Genomic DNA, 16,550 nt, shown 5'->3' on the forward strand with positions numbered 1-16,550 from the left:
GTATTGCCTGCCATGTTAATAACAAACAACCTTTGCCGATCCTTTTCTGTACTCTTGTGCATATTGGGCATGAATGCCTGCAAGCCGGGATCAGTTGTGCTTTCCTTTTATCTGGAGAACCCTTCTGATCAACCCAGGAATGCGGCTCTTGTGTTGCTTACCCGTGCGGCAATTCAGGACAAATCAAAAGAAAAAATTTCACCTTATTACAAGGTACTGCTGAATGATAAAGTGGTAGACTGTCAATTTGATGATATTGATAAAGATGGCCAATGGGATGAATTGGTTTTTCTGCAGGATTTTAAAGCCGGCGAAAAAATCACCATTCATCTTGAAGGAATTGAAAAGCCGGATACAATTAATGTTACTCCACGTGCACATGTTCGTCATAAACGAAAACTGGACGGCCCTGAATTTGGTCCTTCTTTAGAAAGAGATTCAATTGATGGAACGCAAAAAGCGACAGATTTCACCAAACAAAAACTTCCTCCATTTTTAACAGAGGGACCAGCCTGGGAAAACGACCAGTTGGGATTCCGGCTTTATTACGATGTTCGTAACGGGAAGGATATCTGGGGTAAGTTAATACCAGACATGGTATTGGATAAAGTAGGAACTGATACTGCGAAAAGTTATCATAACCTGGATAGCTGGGGGATGGATTTGTTAAAAGTAGGAAGTTCACTTGGAGCAGGTGCGCTGGCACTTTATATTCCTGATCTGGATGGAAAGGACAGTCTTGTTAGGGTCGGAGGATCCAATATTGGTAAAACGGTTTACGAGCAGGTGGCTGACGGTCCGGTACGTGCTATTTTTCGTATGCATTATAATGACTGGAAGCTGCATCCATCTGTTTCACCGGTATCTATAACCGAAGTAATTCAAATCTGGGGCGGACAGTTATTTTATGAATCCAGCGTAATTGTAAAGCAATTGCCCAAACAGGCTCAGTTGGTAACGGGCATCGTTAATTTGCATGATGCGGAAAAGAAAGAACTAAAACAAGGTACAGCCCGCGCAGTATATACGCACCATATCCAAAGCGAAAATAAAGATGCACTGGGGATGGCAATTGTTCTGTCAGAAAATGAACTGTCTGGGTTTACTACAAGTAAGAATACTGATACTGATATAAAGAATACCTATCTGGTAAAGATGAAAACAAGCGAAAATCAGGCAGTCCGTTTTCGGTTTTATGCAGCTTGGGAAAAATCACATCCAGCCAATGCGAAAGCGATTGGATTTGAAGAATTCCTGAATAAAGAACTACAGCAGTTTCAGCAACCTCTAATAATCCGCTGATGAAAAAAATTGCCTGCCTGGGAGAATTTCTATTACGGATGTCGCCGGAAATGCCCGGTACCTGGATTCATCAGGCCTCTATTCCAGTGTACCTGGGTGGCGCAGAATTTAATGTGGCAGCAGCACTTCAAAACTGGGGCAACCCGGTCAAATATATTTCTGCTCTTCCTTCCAATAGTGTAGCGGACGATGTATTGACTGAAATTCAAAGGATGGGTATGGATACCAGTGCCATTCAACGCACTGGTGAACGCATCGGGGTGTATATCCTTCCACAAGGCGCAGACCTGAAAAATGCAGGTGTCATATATGACCGTGCCGGATCCTCCTTTGCATCCCTTCAAGCTGGAAAACTACTCTGGAAAGAACTTTTGAAGGATTGCGCAATTCTTCATTTCAGTGCAATCAGTCCCGGTTTGTCTGAACAGACTGCTGCAGTTTGCCTGGAGGCGGTAGAAGCTGCTGCAGACATGGGATTGCTTATTTCTGTTGATCTTAATTACCGTAACAAATTATGGAAATACGGTATTTCGCCTGTTTTCATTATGCCTGCACTTGTAAAGCATTGCCATATTGTAATGGGAAATATCTGGTCGGCCCATGAATTGGTGGGATCACCCCTGGATGAACAAATTCACGAAAAAAAATCAAAGTCTGCCTACCTTGAGCAGGCGGGTATAACTGCCGCGTATATACGAAAAATGGCACCTGACTGTAAGTGGGTGGCAAATACGTTCCGATTTGATCAACCGGAAGGGATTCATTATTATGCATCACTGGATACGGAAAGCGGGCAATATGTTTCACCGGATTTCAATGCTTCAATCATCGTTGATCGGGTTGGAAGCGGAGATTGTTTTATGGCAGGACTATTACATGGGTGGAATCATGCTGAAAATCCAGATAAGGTGGTGAAATTGGCTGCAGTTGCTGCAGTAGGAAAACTGCAGGAAAAGGGTGACTTTACAAAACAAAGCATCGAATCCATTTATAAAAAAATGCAAGCTCATGTCTGACAATACTGCACTATATAAGGCGCTCCGCAAACAGGCAGTATTGCCACTTTTCTATCATCAGGATCCATTGGTATGTGAGCGAACTATTCAGGCCTTGTATGAAGGAGGCATCCGGTTGGTTGAGTTTACCAATAGAGGAGAACAGGCGCTGCCGAATTTCAGCAGGCTTGTGCAACTAAGAAGTACTGCATGGCCGGATTTACAACTCGCCATTGGTACCATTAAAACACCGGCCCAGGCAACACAATTTCTGAACGCCGGAGCAGATTTTGTTATTTGTCCGGGTACAGTGAAAGAAGTTGGTGAAACTGTTCATGCAGCAGGAAAATGTTGGATACCCGGCGCAATGACGGTATCAGAAATATTATTGGCACAGGCAACCGGCGCAGGATTCATAAAACTATTTCCGGGTAATTTGCTGGGACCTTCCTTTATGGCAGGAATCCGCGATATATTTCCGGAGCTCTATTTCATGCCTACAGGAGGCGTGGAATTAACGATTGAAAATTTACAAGCCTGGTTCAGAGCAGGTGTAAGTGCTGTTGGTTTGGGTAGCAAATTCCTTTCAAAGGAATTACTGGCAAGTGGTAACTATACTGCAATTACCGAACAAACACGAACGGCACTTGAGCTGGTAAAGCAGGTAAAATAAAGCACTTGACCATATGACAAATTCAAAATCGAACTATCGGTGGACGATCTGCGGACTGATTTTTTTTGCTACTACGATTAACTATCTGGATCGGGCGGTTATCAGTTTATTGAAAGGTCCGCTTGAAAAAGAGTTTAACTGGACAGAATCGGATTATGCCAATATTGTAATTGCTTTTCAGTTGTCTTATGCAGTTGGTCTTTTATTGATGGGGCCTTTAGTAGATAAAATTGGAACCAGGATGGGATATGCGCTTGCCATTGTCGGATGGAGTATTGCTGCAGTCGGACATGCATTGGTAAGTTCAACGCTTGGTTTTATCATGGCCCGGGCCGCATTGGGAATTACAGAAGCAGGTAACTTTCCGGCTGCCATCAAAACAGTGGCAGAATGGTTCCCCAAAAAGGAACGCGCACTTGCTACGGGTATATTTAATTCAGGAGCCAATGTGGGAGCAATCCTTGCACCGCTGACTGTACCATATATCGCTGTAGAATGGGGGTGGCAATGGGCATTCATACTTACTGCAGCAACCGGACTGATCTGGCTATTCTTTTGGTTTAAAGGTTATGGTAATCCGGCCACTCATCCCAAAGTGAATAAAGAAGAATTAGCCTTTATCAATAGTGATACCATCGAAACAGCAGTGGATACGCCAAAAGAACCTACACTGAGCTGGTTCAGTTTACTGGGTTTTCGCCAAACCTGGGCATTTGTGATGGGTAAATTTCTTACTGATCCGATCTGGTGGTTCTATTTATTCTGGCTTCCTTCCTTTTTAAAGGCGGAGTACCAGACAGAAAATACAGCGATGGCTCTTCCGGTTGCACTGGTTTATCTGATGTCGACCGTTGGAAGTGTATTGGGAGGCTGGTTACCACTGCGGTTTATTAAATCGGGATGGCCTGTTTTCAGAAGCCGCAAAACTGCTATGTTTATCTATGCATTATGCGCCCTGCCCGTTATGTCTGCCCAGTGGCTGGGAAGTATTAATATGTGGTATGCCGTCCTTATTATCGGGCTGGCAGCAGCAGCCCACCAGGCCTGGAGTGCCAATATTTTTACCACAGTTTCTGATATGTTCCCTAAATCTTCCGTTGCTTCCGTAACCGGGTTAGGTGGTATGGCGGGTGCAATCGGAGGGATTCTGATTGCAAAAATGGCCGGACTCCTGTTTGATCATTACAAAGCGTTAGGCAAGATAGAAGTAGGTTATTTTATTCTGTTTATTGTTTGTGCCGTGGCTTATCTGGTAGCCTGGTGTATTATGCATGTATTGGTTCCGAGGATGAAAGAGATCAAAGTTTGATTATTTTAGTTCTCAAATAAACGAGCATGCAAACTGCCATATGGGGAATTGATTTGGGGGGCACAAAAATTGAAGGGGTCATCCTGCCATCTTTAGAAGATCCAACGCCAATTCTTCGAACAAGGGTTCCGACAGAGGCTGAAAAAGGCTATCAACACATTGTTTCGCAAATTGGTGTGTTGGTACGTCAAATGAGTAAAGAATCCGGCTTAACACCGGAAAGAATAGGTATTGGTACGCCGGGCGTATTGGATCCGGTATTACATACCATGAAAAACTGCAATAGTACGGCACTCAATGGAAATCCACTGCAGGCGGATCTGGAAAAGGAGTTAGGTATATCGGTTGTACTTGCAAATGATGCCAACTGTTTCGCACTGGCGGAAACACATTGGGGTGCCATCAAACAGAATGTTCCGGACGCACGGCTTGTTTTTGGAATCATTATGGGAACCGGTGTGGGTGGTGGAATCGTTCACCATGGGCAGGTTTGGAATGGGAGACATGGAATTGCAGGAGAATGGGGACATATTTTTCTGGATGATTCCGGCGGACCCTGTTATTGTGGACGTGCGGGATGTGTGGAAACTATTTTAAGCGGGCCTTCCCTTCAACGCTTTTATACTACTCAAAGCGGTTTGAAAAAAACACTCAAAGAAATAGTTGGCTTAAGTGAAGCAGGAGATGCCGCTGCGGTAGCAACAATGGATCGCTTGCATCAATTTTTTGGAAAAGCGGTTTCTATTATTACCAACTTGCTTGATCCGGATGCCATAATTGTTGGAGGAGGAGTTGGAAATATAGCCAGTATTTATAGCAGTGGAAGAAGCAGTCTGGAGCAATATATCTTCAATAACCGGCTTGATACGCCGATTCTTTCGCCTTTGCTGGGTGATAGTGCAGGTGTTTTTGGAGCTGCCGCACTGGTAGCTGACCAGAATTGATTAGTTTTCCTACTGATGGAAATATTCTGCCAAATAATATTTTGGATCAGCCTGCTAATCCTGATTTATACTTATATGGGATATGGCATAATCGTTTATCTAATTGTGAAAGCAAAGAGTAAAAATGGTGTACCATCCATGGCAGAAGCCGATTGGCCATCGGTAACGGTATTGATTCCGGCCTACAATGAGGCCAGTTTCATTGGCGCCAAAATCCGAAACACACTGGAGTTGAATTATCCCCGCAGCCAGTTTAGGGTGCTCGTAATAACCGATGGGTCAACGGATGGTACTGATCAGATTGTAAAGGCATTTCCCCAGGTGGAGCTCCTGCACGCAACAGATCGTTTGGGAAAAGCTGCGGCAATAAACAGGGCGATGGAATTGGTAAACTCTTCCATAGTGCTGCTCACTGATGCAAATGCCCTGCTGAATGAAAAAGCAGTTCAATATCTTGTAGCACATTTTTCAGATTCTTCCATTGGAGCTGTATCCGGAGAGAAACAGGTTGGGATGGCAGATGGGGTAGAACTTTCAGCAGAAGGGGAGGGCTTGTACTGGAAATATGAATCCTTTCTTAAAAAAAATGATGCCCGGCTCTATAGCATAGTTGGAGCAGCCGGCGAACTGCTTGCTTTTCGTACCGTCCTTTTTCAAGCATTGGATCCAGATACTATACTGGATGATTTTGTTTTGTCCATGCGGATTTGCGAACAGGGATACCGGATCGGGTATGAACCGGATGCCATAGCAATGGAAACCGGATCTTTTAACCTGGAGGAAGAACAGAAAAGAAAAATCCGTATAGCTGCAGGGGGATTTCAGGCATTGGGAAGATTGGGGAAAAGCTGGTCCTGGTCAGCAAATCCGATACTATTTTTTCAGTTTTTATCTCATCGTGTTTTCCGATGGGTATTGGCAGCGCCTGCCCTGGTGCTTTTAGGGTTGTCAACCATCTATCTGGTTGTGTGCGATAGTGGTGGTATCTATCAGCTGGCAGCATTGGGACAGCTGGTTTTTTATGGCCTGGCAGTTCTGGGCTGGCTAGGGGCACGTACTAATACGAAATGGCCGATCGTATTTATACCGTATTATTTTGTTTTTATGCACTGGGCAATTCTTCTTGGACTGTTTCGATTTCTGTCCGGCAGACAGGATGCAAAATGGGAAAAAGCAACCCGCATAAGGGTTCCCGTTAAATAGGCGCAAAATAAGCTGGGTGGTAAACAGGTAGTTTTACGCTGAATTTGAAAAAAAACGTCCATAGATTTCTTAAAATGGAAATATATATTACTTTTACCCAACGAAACCTAAGTACATCCCCTTAGGTCGCTTGCTTACCGTTCCACAATCCTAAGAACTCACCCCATTAGTAGTATTTTTCTGATATGTCATCAGGCTGACTGATGTTGATCGTTCCAAGTACCCATTGAAAGCCTAACCGTTCCAATTGAATTCCTATTGAAAAATTGAGTTTCTAACAAAACTTAATTATTCAAGGATGAAAAGAAAAGTACTCGTAATCACAGCAAGTAAATCGATCAGATTTTTACTGCACACTGTATTAAATGACCAATTCTCTGCAATCACTGCATCAGAAGCTGGAGATGCCATGTATTGGCTGACACAGTCTGAATTACCGGCAGCAATTGTGGTGGATCCTGAACTTCCGGATATCAATACCTGGGAGATTGTGGAATATTTTAAAACCAGTGAGCTTTATAAGAATATACCTATGGTGGTAATATCTTCTTTGGAAGAGGAAGAAATTGCAACTGTATGTACCCGTTACAGTGTGGAAGCCGCCTTTCACAAACCCTTCAATCCGGTTGACCTTACAAAAACCTTGGAAGCTTTGATCAAATCACCCGTAGCCGGCTCGAAAAAGCTGTTAAAAGTGGTCTGATAATTTCCTCGTAAAAAATCTTACCTGAATGGAACAAACTTTACCATTAACTCCCATAACCGCACAAACGCCCGTCTACCGCCGGTATTCAATTACCAGGGAGAACGAAACGGCACCAGTGGCGGTTTTGCATTCAAGGGAATTCTTCTTTATTGGAAAGAATACCCGAAATATTGATTACCTAATCAGCCTGTTTGAAGGTGGTTATGCAGCAGAATCTGTTGCAAAAGCCATCGCAATCTTACAGCGCATTGATTTGCAATCAAAAACCATACCACAAGTTATTATTGTTGATGGAAATTTGGATCTTTCTGAAGTAGCTAACCTGAATGCCTACCTGAAATCATTGGAAAAGTTTATGGCGATTCCGGTTATCATGGATACAGCTGGTAATTCGGTGGATGCAAAAGACACATCCATTCTGATGCGTTTGTTCGACGATGTTATAGATACCCGCAAGGCTGATGGTAAGCTGATTCAACGTGTAGATTTTCTTGCTAAAGTTAAAAAGAAAAATTGCACCCGTACTGGTTTCCGGATGGAGAAACTGGCTGAGCAGGCAAGAGTGACACCCATCGGATTTGGCCGACGTGCATTTGATATAACGATTTCTCTTATCGCATTGATTGTGTTGAGTCCGTTGATGCTGTTGATTGCAATCGCGATTCGTCTCGAAAGTCGTGGTCCGGTTTTTTATATTTCCAAAAGAGCTGGTCGCGGTTACCGCATTTTTAATTTCTATAAATTCCGCACCATGCGTATGGATGCAGAAGCACAGAAAGATGCAGTAAAACACCGCAATGAATACAATGAAGACCATGGATGTGTGTTTTTTAAAATAACAAATGACCCGCGTGCAACCCGATTTGGACGGTTTTTACGGAATTCCAGTTTGGATGAGTTGCCTCAGTTTTTCAATGTACTGCTTGGCGATATGTCCATCGTTGGTAATCGCCCGTTACCCTTGTATGAAGCAGCAATGTTGACGACTGATGAATGGTCGCAGCGGTTCATGGCCCCGGCAGGGATAACTGGTTTATGGCAGATCCGGAAAAAAGACCGTCACTGCATGTCGGTGGAAGACCGGATTAAACTGGACATAACCTACGCCAGAAAACAGAATTTTCTATTTGATCTTTGGATTATTGCGCATACTCCGCCCGCACTTATTCAGAAATCAAATATTTCATAAAATAACTGATCAAACAAAGAACCCCAAAAGCCGGCAATTAGCCGGCTTTTTAGGTTCACTGGTAAATTCAGTTCTTTTTTTATATTTTTCCGTTTAATGTGGTAACATTTTTATACATAGCCGGTTTACTTCTGTTCATCTACCTGTTTTGCAGCATAACCTATTTGCTGGTTGTTGCAATAGCCGGACTTATGTACCGTGATGAACCAATACCAGCAGCAACAGAGTATGCCAGGATTCTGATTCTCATACCCAGTTTTCGGGATGATCATATCATCCGAAATACCGTGGAAGAAGCATTGAACCATAATTATCCTTCCTCTAATTTCAATGTAATGGTTGTGGCGGATACCCTGCAGTCCGGAACAGTTGAAGATTTAAGGAAGATGGGAGCAAACGTACTTGAAGTAAATACCAGAATGAAATCGAGGTCCATACATGCTGCACTCGATACCCTTCCTACCGGGCAGTATGAACTTGTAATGTTGCTGGATGCTGATAATATTATGAAAGCGGATTGCCTTCTTCTTGTTAATAATGCGTTTAAAGCCGGCCATCTTGCTATTCAATGCCATCGCACGGCAAAAAATGAACAAACCAGTGTGGCTTTACTCGATGCCATCAGTGAAGAAATAAACAATCACCTGTTTCGACTCGGTCAGCAATCTCTTGGATTTTCTGCAGCGCCCTCCGGTTCCGGAATGGCCGTTGAATTTCATTTACTGAAAGCAATTTTTAACTGGAAACCGATCCTGGAAAACCCGGGTGAAGACCGGGAAATAGACATGCAACTTCTGAAAAGGGGTATTCAAATGCATTACCTGCCGGAAGCCTGGGTCCTGGACGAAAAAGTTGCCAGCCATGATGTATTTGAAAAACAACGCCTCCGCTGGCTGGAAGCACAATGGTATCATTTACGTATGTTCTGGGAACCTGATATGATCGGCATCAGAAAAGACCGCCATTATTACAATAAACTGGTGCAAAATTTATTATTACCGCGCTCCTTATACCTGGTAGTATTCTCAGCGATTATTTTACTTGTCATTATCCGATATACCACAGGCTGGGCATTTTTCTTTCCGGTACCAGGTTGGTGGCTTAGTCTCTTGCTGTTTTTTCTGCTCACTCTGGCCATTGCGATGCCCTCAAGATATTATTCATCTCCAACCATAAAAGCATTACTAAGTTTGCCCGGACTTATGATTGCCATGCTACGGGCATTGTTTAAAGTGAAACGCAGTCGCAAGGAATTTATACCTACACCAAAAACCTATACCGGTTTGAAAGAATCCCAGAAGTAAGTCAGGAGCCCTAATTTTGCTCCAAATTTTACAACATCCAGTTTGATGCTCAAATATTATCCAGCCCAATTGAATTCCTGAAAGGAGTGGGACCTTTGCGGGGCGATCTGCTGAAAAAAGAACTGCAACTTTTCACCTTTAAAGACCTGCTGGACCATTTTCCGATTCGCCATATAGATAAAACCATGGTGATGACGATAGGTTCCATACAATCCAATCAGGATTATATTCAGGTTGCCGGTATCATACAGTCTGTTCAACTGATTGGTCAGAACCGGGCAAAAAGATTAGTGGCAGAACTAAAAGATGCAACAGGTTCGATGGACCTTGTATGGTTTCAGGGAATATCCTGGATCCAAAAAAATATTCAGGTGGGGCAGGCATTCCTGGTGTATGGAAAAGCGGGTTATTTCAATGGGAGTCTGCAGATAACACACCCGGAAATGGAAACCTATACCCCTGCCAAAGCCGGCGGTAAAGCCTTTCTGGAACCAATTTATCCAAGTACGGAAAAACTAAAAGCAAAATCACTTGGAGGCCGGCAATTGGGAAGGCTGAGTTTTAGCCTGCTCGAAGCACTTAAGGAAAGAGACCTGCCTGAAAATTTACCTTCTGCAATTTTAAAAGAATACCAGTTTCCTTCCCGTTTTGAAGCATACCAGCAAATTCACTTTCCAACATCTGAAACGGCCTATCAAAAAGCACTTGCCCGACTAAAATTTGAAGAATTATTCATTGCCCAACTAAGGCTGGCGCTGATTAAACTCGAACGCCACCGATACTCTAAAGGCGTAGTGTTCAAACAGGTTGGTGAGCAGTTCAACACCTTCTACCATAAACATCTCCCATTTCAATTAACCGGAGCGCAAAAGAGAGTATTGAAAGAAATCCGCCAGGATATGGGGCAGGGCAGACAAATGAACAGGCTGTTGCAGGGAGATGTTGGAAGTGGCAAAACCATGGTTGCCCTTTTGTCTATGCTGCTGGCAGTTGATAACGGATTTCAGGCAAGCCTGATGGCTCCTACTGAAATTCTCGCAACCCAGCATTACCACAGCATCAGTCAGCTGTTAAAGGATATGCCGGTGAAAATTGCACTTCTTACGGGGTCAGTCAAAACTGCTGCCAGAAGAAAAATTCTCAGCGAATTGGCCGCAGGTGAATTGGATCTTCTGATTGGTACCCATGCCGTACTGGAAGATCCTGTTCAATTCAAACAACTCGGACTGGCCATTATAGATGAACAACATCGGTTTGGAGTAGCACAAAGAGCCCGGTTATGGAAGAAAGCAACCATTCCTCCCCATGTTCTGGTTATGACCGCAACACCAATTCCCAGAACGCTGGCAATGACCGCTTACGGCGATCTTGATTATAGTGTTATCGATGAATTGCCTCCTGGCAGGCAACCAATTACCACGGTTCACCGTTATGATTATGCGCGAGCCAATGTCATGGATTTTATCAGAGAAGAAATTCAAAAAGGGAGACAGGCCTATTGTATTTTTCCGCTGATCGAAGAATCCGAAAAACTGGATCTCGAAAATCTGATGCGAGGTTATGAAAATGTTAAGGCCTTTTTCCCTGAGCCGAAATATTGGATAAGTATGGTACATGGAAAAATGCAGCCTGCCCTCAAAGAAGCCAATATGCAACGATTCGTGCAAAATGATACTCAGATAATGGTGGCTACAACTGTAATTGAAGTGGGTGTAAATGTGCCCAATGCAAGCGTTATGATCATAGAAAGTGCTGAAAAATTCGGCTTATCCCAATTACATCAGCTAAGGGGAAGGGTGGGAAGAGGTAGTGAAAAGAGTTTTTGCATATTATTAACAGGCACCCAATTAACCAATGAGGCCCGTGAACGGTTGAAAATAATGTGTGCAACCAATGATGGCTTCCTGATTGCTGAAAAAGATCTTGAATTACGCGGACCGGGGGATATTGAAGGAACCAGGCAAAGTGGGCTGCTGAATTTCAAATTAGCTGATCTGGTAAGGGATAAACAATGGCTGGATGCAGCCAAATACCAGACAGGAAAATTATTGGATATTGACCCTGATCTGGCATTGCAGGAAAATAATGCACTAAAAATCTACCTTCAGTCCCAAAAAGGAAAACTGGCATGGAGCAAAATTTCGTAAATCTACTGTAACAGAATGAAGATAATTTGACGTAAATTCAATAGACCTTGATACGCATAATCCAAATATTCATCTTGACCCTATTTTCTTTTGCCGGCCTGGCCCAAAAGAATACCAATGGCCTTGAATTCATTGAGAATAAAGGGCAGTGGGATCCATCTGTAACTTTTATGGGAGAGCTGGGAAACGGCGCTTTCTTCCTCCAGAAAAATGGGTTTACTATTCTTCAACACCATCCCGATGATTTAAAAAAACTAGCGGCACATGCCCACCTTGATCATGAAAATCTGCAGAGTGGTGGAGGTAGTGGAGGAAAAGGAAATAAATCCAAATCATCAAAAGCAGCGGTTGCTGCACCTGTTGAAGGTGATGCTGAATCCATCCTGTTTCGCTCCCACGCGTATAAAATGGAATTGGTTGGAATGAATTCCAATGCCAGCGTTCTGCCAGAAAAAATAATTCCTGGTAATATTTCTTATTTCATAGGAAATGATCCGTCCAAATTTGCAGCTGGTTGTCGGGTATACGGAACCGTTACATACAAGGATATATATCCGAAAATTGATCTTAGATATTATACAGATGAAGGACTTTTAAAATACGAATTCATTGTACACCCAGGCGGAAATCCATCACAGATCCTGATGCGGTACGATGGCGTTGATAAACTTTCAATCAGTAAAGGCGAACTGGTTTTAAAAACCAGTGTGGGAGAAGTCAGGGAAATGCCACCCTATTCCTTTCAGTCTTCTGCTAAAGGAAGAACAGAAATTCCTTCCCGGTATTCGCTGAAAGGTAATCAGGTGCAATTTGTACTTGACACCTACGATAAATCTACCCCACTGATTATTGACCCAACGCTAATATTTTCAACATTTACCGGCAGCACCTCAGACAATTGGGGTTATACAGCCACCTATGGACCGGATGGCAGCTTATATAGTGGCGGTATCGTGTTTGGTAGTGGATTTCCCGTTTCTCCCGGCGCGTTTCAACAGCAATTCAGGGCACAGGGTGCGCAAAGTCCGTTTAATATGGGGATTATGAAATTTGATCCCACGGGCTCTCAGCGCTTATATGCTACTTATATTGGCGGATCTTCCACCGATCAGCCTCATAGTCTGATCGTGGACCCTCAGGGTGATCTGGTTATTGCCGGCAGAACCAATTCCACTGATTTTCCTTCCCTTCAATCCTATGGTCCACAGGGTGGACATGATATTGTTTTAGTAAAGCTGAATCCAACCGGCACTGCAAGAATTGGCGCGATCCGGATTGGAGGTGACGGCAGCGATGGATTTAATACAGGCGACAGTCATACCGGCTCTCCAAGAGGACTTATTAATTTTTATGGCGATGATGCAAGGAGTGAAGTGAATATTGACCGGGCTGGAAATATTTACCTGGCTTCCTGTACCATGTCTGATAATTTTTATACAACTGCCAACGCACCTTATAAAGCATTGCGTGGTACACAGGATGCGGTGCTTATAAAAACCAATCCTTCCATGTCAACGGTTTTAATGTCCACCTACCTGGGTGGATCTGATATGGATGCTGCATTCGTTTTAGGAATCAATCCAATAACCAGCGATATATGGGTTTGTGGTTCCACTATGAGCAATGATTTTCCCGGCGATAAATCCGGTACAATCGGACAAACATTTCAGGGGGCTCGTACGGATGGCTTTATTTCGATCTTTTCCAATGATGGAACCATTCACAGAAAATCAACCTATATCGGAACTTCCAGTGCAGATGCTATTCTGGGATTTGATTTTGATCGCGATGGTGATCCTTATATAATGGGCGTTACCTATGGTGACTGGGCTAAAGTAAATGCGATTTATGGAACTGACGGTGCAAAACAATTTATTGGAAAACTTCGTCCTGATTTGTCGGCCTGGTATTATACCACCACCTATGGAACAAGCAGCCCACTTCCCAATATTTCACCCGTTGCATTTCTGGTTGACAGATGCGAAAATGTGTATGTATCAGGTTGGGGCGGAACCAATCTTGCCCAATATCCCATGCAGGGAACCAATGGAATGCCGGTAACACCTGATGCAATAAAACGCAATACCGATAACAATGATTTTTATTTTATTGTTATAAAAAGAGATGCTACGGAATTATTATATGCTACCTTTTTTGGTCAAAATGGGAATTTCTCCGAACATGTTGATGGTGGAACCAGCCGCTTCGACCAGAATGGTGTTATATACCAGGCCATGTGCGCGAATTGCTATGGTGAATCACTCGGGGGGCAAAGACCCAGGTTCCCAGTTACTCCCGGTGCATGGTGTTGTTCAAATGGATATGCCGGCGCACATGAATCAGGAAATGGTGCCGAATGTAACCTTGCCGCATTAAAAATCGCCTTTAATTTCGCCGGAGTTGGAGCTGGTGTAACAGCTGCAATTGGAGGTGTTTTTGATACTTCCGGTTGTGTACCATTAACTGTTACCTTAAGAGATACCATCCGCAATGCACAATCCTATGAATGGAATTTCGGAGACGGTTCACCCGATGTGCGGACAACCAATTTTGAAATCCAGCATACCTATACAAGAATTGGAGATTTTCGTGTTCGGTTAATTGCAGTTGATTCCAATAGCTGTAATATCAGAGATACCGCCTACATCAATATGCGTGTGAGAGCCGATGAAGCACTGCTTGATTTTGATGCGGTCAAACTGGATCCCTGTGAGTCGTTATCCTATCGATTCGATAATTTATCCACTCCACCGGCTTCGAAACCATTTTCTGATACCAGCTTTCTTTGGGACTTTGGCGATGGTACCCGGGTTATTGCAGGACCAGAATCCGTAACACATAGTTACCAGGCTGCCGGTACTTACAAAATTCGATTACTTGTACGGGATACCATTTACTGTAATGTCGGTGATTCTATAATGAAAGAGTTTAATCTGGCTCCTCTGGTAGTTGCAAGATTTGAATTGCCTAATGGCTGTGCACCTTATACTCCGGTAATTGAAAATACCAGCATCGCAGGACGAACCTATCTGTGGGATTTTGGCGATGGTACCACATCAACCGATAAAACTCCGCAAAAAACTTTCCCGAACCCTGGTACTTTTCGGGTAACTCTGACAGTAACGGATCCCAATACCTGTAACATTGTTGACCAGACATTCCGCGATGTTTTGGTGCAGGGAGCTCCAACTGCAGCATTTACCTATACACCCGTTGCGCCTATTGAAAATACACCAACAACCTTCCTTAATTCATCTTCGCCGGATGCGATTGCGTTTTCCTGGAGCTTTGGAGATGGAGAGACGTTCAATACTCAAAACAGATTACCGGTTGAACACCAGTATAACCGAACCGGACAATTTGAGGCCTGCCTCATCGCAGTCAATATATCCGGTTGTATAGATACCGCCTGTGCTCCTGTAGATGCAATTGTTTCTCCCCGGGTTGATCTTCCGAATGCCTTCACTCCACTTGGCAATGCTCCTAATAATGTAGTGAATGTTCGTGGCTTTGCAATTGGAAGATTGCGATTGATGATTTTTAATCGGCTTGGACAAAAAGTTTTTGAATCGAATAGTATGAAAATAGGTTGGGACGGTCGTTTTAATGGCGTCCTGCAACCAATGGATGTATATGCATATGTTTTGGATGTTGAATTTACCGACGGAACGAAAGCAACGAAAAAAGGTGATATAACCCTGATCCGATAACACAAAAAGAGTAGAAGATGAAACGTGGTATGCTTATGTGGCGCTTTGGGTTAAGCTGTATGCTTGCTCTTGGTTCATTAAATGAACTAAGCGCTCAGGATTTACGGTTCTCACAATGGTTTAATTCCCCTCTTACTACCAATCCGGCAAACACGGGATTTATTCCTGATGCTGATTTCAGAATTGGTGCCAATTACAGAAGCCAGTGGATCAATGTGATGGAAGTGCCATACAAAACAATCAGTGTTTTTGGTGATGCACAACTTTTCCGTGATCGGATTGAAAGCGGTTGGTTAGGTGTGGGTGGGGTAATCCTGAGAGATGTGGCAGGTAGTGGTAATCTGACATCAACCAAAGCGTATGGTTCTGTTGCCTACCACCAGATGCTTGGATTTTCAAGTTTATTATCAGCCGGTTTTAATATTGGATGGGCAAATAAAAGAATCGATCCTACACGCCTCAAATTCCCTGATCAGTTTAATTCTGCAACCGGTTTTTTTGATGCAGGTGTTCCTACCAGTGTAGTATTTAATTCCACCAGCATCAGTTATATGGATATGCAGGTTGGAATGAATTATGCCTATTTCCCAACTGAAGACATGTACCTGAATGGTGGATTTTCTGTTCATCATATTAACCGCCCCAGAGAAACCTTTTTTACTGAAGCGGGTTTTGATAATCGACTTTCTCCCCGTTATATTGGTTTTATTAATGCCAGCGCCAAATTGAACCAGCAGGTAATCTTAAATCCCATGGTCTATTATACATCACAAGCTTCCGCATCGGAACTTGTTGGTGGTTTAAGTGCTAACTATAACCTCAGTGGAGATGGAGAAACACAACTTATTGGTGGCATGTATTACCGCGTAGGTGAATCCCTGATTCCGCTGGTCGGGTTTCAATGGAAACAATTCCGGATGAGCTTTACTTATGATGTTACCACATCTCCGCTTTCACAATACAATAGTTCAAGGGGCGCAATAGAATTTTCATTGTTGAAACATGGTTTTTACAGTGAAGGAAATGGAAACCTCAGACAGTCACTCTGTCCAAGTTTTTAGAGTAAAT

12 protein-coding genes are annotated in these 16,550 nt (G+C 43.3%); all 12 read left to right on the forward strand.

The features are described 5' to 3' along the window. Window positions 1-12 precede the first annotated feature (12 nt). The 12 genes from B2746_RS08465 to B2746_RS08520 all read left to right on the forward strand — a co-directional run bounded on the left by B2746_RS08465 (window position 13) and on the right by B2746_RS08520 (window position 16,543). The gene (locus tag B2746_RS08465; RefSeq protein WP_290792418.1) at window positions 13-1,302 is read left to right on the forward strand and encodes a DUF4861 domain-containing protein; all 1,290 of its coding nucleotides are present in this window, start codon (window positions 13-15) and stop codon (window positions 1,300-1,302) included. After that, window positions 1,302-2,318: a sugar kinase gene (locus tag B2746_RS08470; RefSeq protein WP_290792419.1), complete on the forward strand. Its 1,017-nt coding sequence runs from the start codon at window positions 1,302-1,304 to the stop codon at window positions 2,316-2,318. Before B2746_RS08465 ends, B2746_RS08470 begins: the two co-directional genes overlap by 1 nt. After that, entirely contained in the window at window positions 2,311-2,970 is a 660-nt protein-coding gene (locus B2746_RS08475; protein WP_290792420.1) for a bifunctional 4-hydroxy-2-oxoglutarate aldolase/2-dehydro-3-deoxy-phosphogluconate aldolase, read from the forward strand. Before B2746_RS08470 ends, B2746_RS08475 begins: the two co-directional genes overlap by 8 nt. 13 nt (window positions 2,971-2,983) lie before the next feature. After that, entirely contained in the window at window positions 2,984-4,279 is a 1,296-nt protein-coding gene (locus B2746_RS08480; RefSeq protein WP_290792421.1) for an MFS transporter, read from the forward strand. Window positions 4,280-4,305: 26 nt separating this feature from the next. Beyond that, the gene (locus B2746_RS08485) at window positions 4,306-5,223 is read left to right on the forward strand and encodes an ROK family protein (RefSeq protein WP_290792422.1); all 918 of its coding nucleotides are present in this window, start codon (window positions 4,306-4,308) and stop codon (window positions 5,221-5,223) included. Window positions 5,224-5,238: 15 nt separating this feature from the next. Then, window positions 5,239-6,426 (forward strand): glycosyltransferase family 2 protein, encoded by a 1,188-nt coding sequence (locus B2746_RS08490; protein ID WP_290792423.1) that lies wholly within the window; start codon window positions 5,239-5,241, stop codon window positions 6,424-6,426. Window positions 6,427-6,724: 298 nt separating this feature from the next. Further along, window positions 6,725-7,129 (forward strand): response regulator, encoded by a 405-nt coding sequence (locus B2746_RS08495; RefSeq protein ID WP_290792424.1) that lies wholly within the window; start codon window positions 6,725-6,727, stop codon window positions 7,127-7,129. A 28-nt stretch (window positions 7,130-7,157) separates the two neighbouring features. Continuing rightward, complete coding sequence (locus tag B2746_RS08500; protein ID WP_290792425.1) at window positions 7,158-8,321, forward strand: sugar transferase; 1,164 nt, start codon at window positions 7,158-7,160, stop codon at window positions 8,319-8,321. A gap of 98 nt (window positions 8,322-8,419) precedes the next feature. Continuing rightward, a complete protein-coding gene (locus B2746_RS08505) occupies window positions 8,420-9,625 on the forward strand; it encodes a glycosyltransferase (RefSeq protein ID WP_290792426.1) in 1,206 nt (401 codons plus the stop codon). Window positions 9,626-9,678: 53 nt separating this feature from the next. Then, window positions 9,679-11,772, forward strand: coding sequence for an ATP-dependent DNA helicase RecG (gene recG / locus B2746_RS08510; protein WP_290794058.1), 2,094 nt, complete (start codon window positions 9,679-9,681; stop codon window positions 11,770-11,772). A gap of 74 nt (window positions 11,773-11,846) precedes the next feature. After that, a complete protein-coding gene (locus tag B2746_RS08515) occupies window positions 11,847-15,482 on the forward strand; it encodes a PKD domain-containing protein (RefSeq protein ID WP_290792427.1) in 3,636 nt (1,211 codons plus the stop codon). Between the two features lie 17 nt (window positions 15,483-15,499). Further along, complete coding sequence (locus tag B2746_RS08520) at window positions 15,500-16,543, forward strand: PorP/SprF family type IX secretion system membrane protein (protein WP_290792428.1); 1,044 nt, start codon at window positions 15,500-15,502, stop codon at window positions 16,541-16,543. Window positions 16,544-16,550 lie beyond the last annotated feature (7 nt).

The organism is Flavihumibacter sp. UBA7668, assembly GCF_002483205.1.
Classification (GTDB): domain Bacteria; phylum Bacteroidota; class Bacteroidia; order Chitinophagales; family Chitinophagaceae; genus Flavihumibacter.

Coding starts and splice junctions, on each gene's coding strand:
- B2746_RS08470 (WP_290792419.1), top strand. CDS start 1,302: ATGAAAAAAATTGCCTGCCTGGGAGAATTTCTATTACGGATGTCGCCG.
- B2746_RS08490 (WP_290792423.1), top strand. CDS start 5,239: ATGGAAATATTCTGCCAAATAATATTTTGGATCAGCCTGCTAATCCTG.
- B2746_RS08465 (WP_290792418.1), top strand. CDS start 13: ATGTTAATAACAAACAACCTTTGCCGATCCTTTTCTGTACTCTTGTGC.
- B2746_RS08485 (WP_290792422.1), top strand. CDS start 4,306: ATGCAAACTGCCATATGGGGAATTGATTTGGGGGGCACAAAAATTGAA.
- B2746_RS08495 (WP_290792424.1), top strand. CDS start 6,725: ATGAAAAGAAAAGTACTCGTAATCACAGCAAGTAAATCGATCAGATTT.
- B2746_RS08480 (WP_290792421.1), top strand. CDS start 2,984: ATGACAAATTCAAAATCGAACTATCGGTGGACGATCTGCGGACTGATT.
- B2746_RS08500 (WP_290792425.1), top strand. CDS start 7,158: ATGGAACAAACTTTACCATTAACTCCCATAACCGCACAAACGCCCGTC.
- B2746_RS08475 (WP_290792420.1), top strand. CDS start 2,311: ATGTCTGACAATACTGCACTATATAAGGCGCTCCGCAAACAGGCAGTA.
- B2746_RS08520 (WP_290792428.1), top strand. CDS start 15,500: ATGAAACGTGGTATGCTTATGTGGCGCTTTGGGTTAAGCTGTATGCTT.